This is a genomic window from Methylobacterium nigriterrae, from assembly GCF_037106235.1.
Taxonomy (GTDB): Bacteria; Pseudomonadota; Alphaproteobacteria; order Rhizobiales; family Beijerinckiaceae; genus Methylobacterium; species Methylobacterium nigriterrae.
This window is the reverse complement of the sequence record NZ_JBAWTG010000240.1, coordinates 1-4,614: the sequence shown is the minus strand read 5'-3', so window position 1 is coordinate 4,614 and position 4,614 is coordinate 1. Positions and strand designations below refer to the sequence as shown.

At 61.5% G+C, this 4,614-nt stretch carries 3 protein-coding genes; 1 reads left to right on the top strand and 2 read right to left on the bottom strand.

Going from position 1 to position 4,614, the window contains the following annotated elements; genetic code table 11:
* Positions 1 to 82: 82 nt before the first annotated feature.
* Positions 83 to 874 (bottom strand): 3'-5' exonuclease, encoded by a 792-nt coding sequence (locus WDW90_RS35205; protein ID WP_336492380.1) that lies wholly within the window; start codon positions 872 to 874, stop codon positions 83 to 85.
* A gap of 1,331 nt (positions 875 to 2,205) precedes the next feature.
* Here WDW90_RS35205 and WDW90_RS35200 point away from each other — a divergent pair.
* The gene (locus WDW90_RS35200; protein ID WP_336492379.1) at positions 2,206 to 2,814 is read left to right on the top strand and encodes a hypothetical protein; all 609 of its coding nucleotides are present in this window, start codon (positions 2,206 to 2,208) and stop codon (positions 2,812 to 2,814) included.
* A 1,539-nt stretch (positions 2,815 to 4,353) separates the two neighbouring features.
* Here WDW90_RS35200 and WDW90_RS35195 read toward each other — a convergent pair.
* Positions 4,354 to 4,614 (bottom strand): hypothetical protein (locus WDW90_RS35195; RefSeq protein ID WP_336492377.1); only part of this gene is annotated, 261 nt, incomplete at its 5' end.

The window sequence follows — 4,614 nt, the reverse complement described above, 5'->3', positions numbered from 1 at the left end:
ACTCCGGCGTGAACGTTCGTTTCGTTGTCCCCATCAGACACCTTCCAGCCCCCATGGGAGCGTAGCAGAGGTGTCCACTCATTCAGAGGAGGATCATCTCGATCTGCGCCTCATCGAGGTCGAGGTACCAGCTGCGCCGGCGCTGGCTCCAGCGGTAGCTGCGCGCCTTCAGAAGGTCCTTGGTCTCGATCGGCGAGCCCTCCGCCCAGAGCCGCACCGTCGGCTTGCGGGCCGTCTCCAGGAGGCAGGCCAGCGCCAGGCGGCCCGACGTCCGCAGCGGCCGCGCCAGCAGCTGCAGCAGGGCCTGGCAGTCGTCGACCGCCCGGTGCCCCTGGTGGAAGTAGCCGCAGTCGACCAGCAGATAGCCGAGCTTGAGCCCCTCGTGCCCCTCCTCGCGCCAGGGCACCTGGTGGCAGGAGCAGGCCCAGTTCCTCTCGGCGAACAGGGGCCAGCGCCGCTCGCACATCTGCCGGTCGAAGCTGGCGTTGTGGGCGATGACGACGGCCGCATCGGCCGCCAGCGTGGCCACCGCCGCATCGTCGATCTCCTGTCCGGCGACGTCCGCGTCGGTGATGCCGGTGACCCGGGTGACCTCGGGCGGGATCGGCCTTGAGGGCTGCTGCAGCTGGTTGAAGGTCTCCAGCACGCGGTAGATGCGTCCGCTCTGCCCGTACTCGAAGCGGATCATGCCGAGCTCGATCACCTCGTCCTGCGTGACGTCGGTGCCGGTGGTCTCGGTGTCGAGGATCAGGCCGATGTAGGTCGGCTCGTCGGGCTGCTCGGGGCCGGCGCTGAATGGCGCGATCCGGCGCAGCACGCGGTACTCGCCGGTCTGCTCGAGCACGCCGGCGATGCTGTCGAGGGGCTGGCTCACGTCGCGGCGGGATCCTGCCTTGGCGCTCCTGGCCGCCGGCACCTGTGCCGCGCGGGAGTTGTGCAAGCGTAGCGTTGGCCCGGGTCAGCCCACCAGCCGACGCGGCGGCGTTTCCACAGGCGGGTGTGGCTGCTCGGATCTGCGTCCGTACGGATGGCAGGGCTACCGCTGCTGAGGCTCGCGCTCACTGAATGGTCCCCGAGAGCGGGGCGGCGGAGAGGGTCTGTGGAGACCCACAGCCGGCAGCGGGTTCGGACGTGAGAAGCGTGGGTGAAGAGCCGCACCGCCGCGCGCGAACGGGTCCTCGGCACGAGCTCACACGAGGACGTGGTTGAGGACGTGATCGTCACCTCCGCCCTGCGGAGCCGGTCCCGCGATAGCGTCGGCAGCACGGGGGAACCCGCTGCCGCCGGCATCCAGCCCGCGAGACATCTCCCCATCACGTTGCGGCGCGTGCAGGTCACAGAACGTCTTCGGGCCCCTCGAGGGGCGCACGCGCCGCTTCTTCTTGAGGCGAATACGGGTGGCTGGAGTGCTTATCGGCACCGACGCTCTCTCGGCATGTCCTTCGGGTCTACTTAGCCATGCCTTATGATCACGGGGCCGAGTCCGCTGCCAAGGCTCTATCTGGGAGGCACTTTTTGATCAGCCGTATTGCCGTTTTTGTTCATGGGACCGCGTTCCCGATACACTATCGACGGCACATGGGACCGTCGCTCAAGCCATGCTTCGGCATAGGGGCATCGCGAAGCCGTGGGGCTGCCATTCCCACTTAAGCTACAGGAAATGCATGTCTATTCGCCAGATCGGGCCCAACATCCTCAGTTCGTGGGGCCGCAATTCCCGGACCGCAGCTTTAGACGAGTGCTGATTCACGGCAGCATGTCCGCTCTTGGGGTTGACCTCTCGTCGGGACAGCGCCCCAGACTAACGACATTCAACCGGCTCTTCTTTTCGAACCGACTCTCAATTCGACAAGCCTGACACCGCATGTTGAGACTTTTGGTGGAAATGCATGGCGCAACCGCAACGACCGATGCAGTGCTGCACTCGGTGTGGTCGTCCTTTCCTCCGATTCGCCTCGGCGAGTCCAGCGGCTGGTTTGACGGCGCGTGGCCCGCGGCGGAATTAGCTGTTCACGGCGCCCCTTGCGCCACACCGACGATTTGGAGCGGCCCGCGGTTTGCGAACTCTGCTCTGAGAAACAAGCCTCTTAACGTCTGCAGAGTATTTTAGCTCGCCAGAAGCATAGGAGTAACACTTTTTAGCGTAACATTCACGCGAAAATTTCTGCGCAACATGGGTTCGCAGAGAAGCCAAGCGGTAGATTCATGATCGAAGCAGATAGAAGCGAGAGTCCCTTAACTAGAGAACGTCGACGCGCGAAAGAGGCAGCAGCTGAACTCCTCAGAGCAGTGAAGCAGAGCGACAGGAGACTTTTACTTAGCGCTGCGGCTAAGCTCAAGGATACGGTGAATGGCTGGGGGCTTGCTCTGCGCGCCGTCTCGTACTTAAAAACGGTTCCCCCTGAATCCCAATTGCTTTTCCTCGATTTCTGGATCGAGGACGGCAAAACAATACGCAGCGAAGTCGGTACCGGTAAAACTCTACTCAGGGCGTTATGGGTGCTTCTTCCGCGCTACTGTGGGCAGGGTCTGAGGCTTTACCGCGGCGATGCTTTTTGGAATGGCAAATATGGTGTGTCATGGACTAGAAGCCGCGAAATGGCTGAGGCATTTGCAGAGCCTCATCCGGGTACTTACAATGAGATTTCTGTGTCGTTCCCTCAAGGTCGCGCCGTTGTGTTAGTTTCGGATGTCCCTGCCGAAGCAATTATCAGCGCACCGTGCCTGTTGAACGTGGGCGGCGAGGAGGGTGAGTATATTGTTGATTGGCGCCTCCTCAGCCATGTTGAAGTGACCGAGCGAGCGCCTCATTAAGCGCCGGGTGCGCCGCGCTAGGGTCATGAGCAATGTCCGAAATGCTTCGTTTCGCACGACCTGCGATTCCCAATGACGCCGGAATTAAGATCGAGATGAGTCTCGGAGGCGGCCGGCATCAGGTCGAACAAGGCGGCGCGCTGAACTCGCGCAAGCCTCGTGCTGAGGGACCGGACGACCACAGACCTCTCGCGGCTGAGGATCTCTCCCAATCATCGGCGCCAGAAAGGATCGACTGACGGCGTCGAGGCGTCCCTGCTTCTCCCTGACCAGCTAAGGTGCGGTGGTTCCGTCACAACCTCGTCTGATTGGCGAGCGAGCAACACCGCGGACGAGCACACCATGCTGCCCTGCATGCTCTACGGGCGACCATGGCCCAACTGGCAATTTGGACCGGGCCAATCTGGGATTCTCAATCGCCGCAGCCGTGGGCCGTCCCGATCTCGATCTGGCGCAGCATCGGCCCCCCCTCCGAGCTCCTTATCGCTCGACGGCTCTGGGCTCGCCGAGGTAGGGCGGGAGGGATCGTCACACGGGCGAACGCTGGTGGCCGCGGGACGAGAATGGCTCGGCCCTTTCCTCTCGTTCATGGTGCAGACCGCCTGCACGAGCCTTGGCTCTGCATCGGCTCCGCTCTCCTCGCTTGCGGACGTCGTTCCCGATCCCCGACTCGGAAACGCGACCGCTGCACGTCCGCGCAATCTCGGGAGCACGCTTGCCTTCTCGGCTGGCGCCGAGCGGGGCGCGCCCCGACGCGAGACCGAATTCATCAGGCCGGTGATTGACAGCGACAGAGCAACCCTTTCCGTCCATACATCGGGGAAACCGTGGAACTGACCGCTCGCATTGCACTCTGATGGCCTTGTGCCAGCATCGTGCCGCCTTCGGGGACAACGGGAGACTTTTTATAGAGATCATTCTTTTCTCCTCCCTGTAATATCCCTCGTTGTCCCCGACACGGGTTTCCGCCGTCCACTGCGCCGCTGGGGACAACGGGTGGATTTTTATAGAGATCATTATTTTCTCCGTCCTGTAATGCTCCCCGTTGTCCCTCCTCCGCACGGGTTTTTCCCTCTCCTCCGCTGCCGGGGACAACTGGAGACTTTTTATAGAGATCATCTTTTCCCTCGTCCTGTAATGTCCCCCGTTGTCCCCGGCACCGCGACACACGTCCTCGTGCGAACCACAATGGGTCTGGCCTGCCGCTGCACTCTCGCGATTTGAGGTAGTCGGGCCGTCGTCTCCGGTCCCGGCCTCCTCCCCTTCCACTCGGTCGGCACAACGGGGGATTTCTATGGAGATCATTCTTTCTCCCCCTCCTGTAATGATCCCCGTTGTCCCAGAACGAGCGATCACCCCTCCCCTCCCAGGCGGGGACAACGGGGGAATTTCTATAGAGATCGTCTTTTCCCTCTCCTGTAATTTCCTCCGTTGTCCCCATCCGGGGATCATACTCTTTTCTGATCGGTGTTTCTCCCCTCACGCCCCCTTGACATCCTCAACACCAGCGATCCTCCCGGGGACAACGGAGGAATTTCTCTAGAGATCATCTTCTCTCTCCTCCTGTAATGTCCCCCGTTGTCCTCCCTCAGGGGTCATTATCTCAATTGCCCAGTGATGTTCCCATTGTCGTCCTACGACACTGGTGATCCACCCAGGGGACAACGGATGTATTTCTATAGAAATCATCTTCTCTCTTCCTCCTGTAATGACCCTCGTTGTCCCCAAGTACGTCCTCTCCTTCCCGCCGGCGGGGACAACTGGGGTTTTTCTATAGAGATCATTCTTTCCCCCTCCCTG

Bases quoted from the DNA above. Each gene is read 5' to 3' on its own strand.
- WDW90_RS35200 (WP_336492379.1), top strand. From the start codon at position 2,206: ATGATCGAAGCAGATAGAAGCGAGAGTCCCTTAACTAGAGAACGTCGA.